At 67.2% G+C, this 1,128-nt stretch carries 1 protein-coding gene; it reads right to left on the bottom strand.

The genetic code is table 11. The features are described 5' to 3' along the window. Positions 1-123: 123 nt before the first annotated feature. Positions 124-1,005 carry a transposase family protein gene (locus Van01_RS32720; protein WP_204015828.1) on the bottom strand — a complete coding sequence of 294 codons (882 nt, stop codon included), beginning with the start codon at positions 1,003-1,005 and terminating at the stop codon, positions 124-126. Positions 1,006-1,128 lie beyond the last annotated feature (123 nt).

The following is a 1,128-nucleotide window of genomic DNA, read 5'->3' as shown; positions in this document are numbered from 1 at the left end:
GAAGTAGTTCCATCCTGTTTGGGCTGGTCGGGGGGTCTTGACTGTGGGGTTGGTGGTGGTGGGTGGGCTGGTTGCGGGGTGGGTGATCTTTTGGTTGATCGTTTGGCGCGCCTCGTTTGGTTGTTAGCGGGTGATGTGGCTTTGGGTTAGGACGGTGAGGGCGCGCAGCAGGGTGGTGGCGTGGCGGTGGTTGCCGCGTAGTTGGTGGAGGATGCGCCAGTTCTTCAGGTCGGCGAAGCCGTGTTCGTTGGTGGCGCGTTCGCCTGCGATGAGGTTGTTGACGGCGTGTTGGTAGCGGGTCAGTGGGTGGGCGCGGGCGGGTCGGCGGCCGGTGATGATGGTGGGGTGGTCGTCGGGTTGGCCGGGGGGTTGGCGGCGTGGTCGTAGGCCGGGGTAGGGGCCGGGTTGGTCGTCGAGGTTGGTGAAGCCGAGGTCGCAGATGGCGGCCAGGTCGTGGTGGCGTAGGTGGGCGGGGATGCGGTGGCGGCGGGCTGCGGTGATCTCGGCGGTGCGGCCGGGGTAGGCGGCGGAGATCCACAGCAGGTTTCCGGTCAGGTCGGTGATGGCGAGCACTGTCAGGCCGAAGGTTCTGTGTTTGCCGTTGTAGTGGGCGTGGCGGCGGCGTCGGTCGCGGGGGCGTTGGACGGGGATCAGGGTGCCGTCGAGCAGGACCACCTGTGTGTGGTGGCGGGCGCGGCGCAGGATCCGCGACAGTCGGGGCATCTGGGCGGCGAGGGTGGTGATCACCTGGTTGACCCAGCGGCGGACGGTGTTGGCGGAGATGCCGTTGGCGGCGGCCAGGTCGGTCGGGCGTTGGTCGTGACGCAGCACGGCGAGGACGATCGCTGCTGCGCTGTGGTCGGGTAGCTTGCGCCATCGTGAGCGCACCTGGGCTCGGTGACGGCGGATGGCGGTGATGACCGTGGTCAGTGTCTTCGTGGACAGCGGTAGACGGGACTGGTAGACAAGCGGCGAGCCCTCGGCCGGCGGGTTTTTGTGTGTCACGACCGAACACCCTGGCCGAGGGCTCACCTGTATGTCATGCAGGCCACGCTGGTGCTGGGCAAACGATCAACCCGGAGATCATCTCTTCGTGGACCTGCTCAATCACCCACCACCGCCCAATGG

This window comes from Micromonospora andamanensis, from assembly GCF_016863495.1.
Lineage (GTDB): Bacteria > Actinomycetota > Actinomycetes > Mycobacteriales > Micromonosporaceae > Micromonospora > Micromonospora andamanensis.
This window is presented reverse-complemented; position numbering and strand designations above follow the sequence as displayed.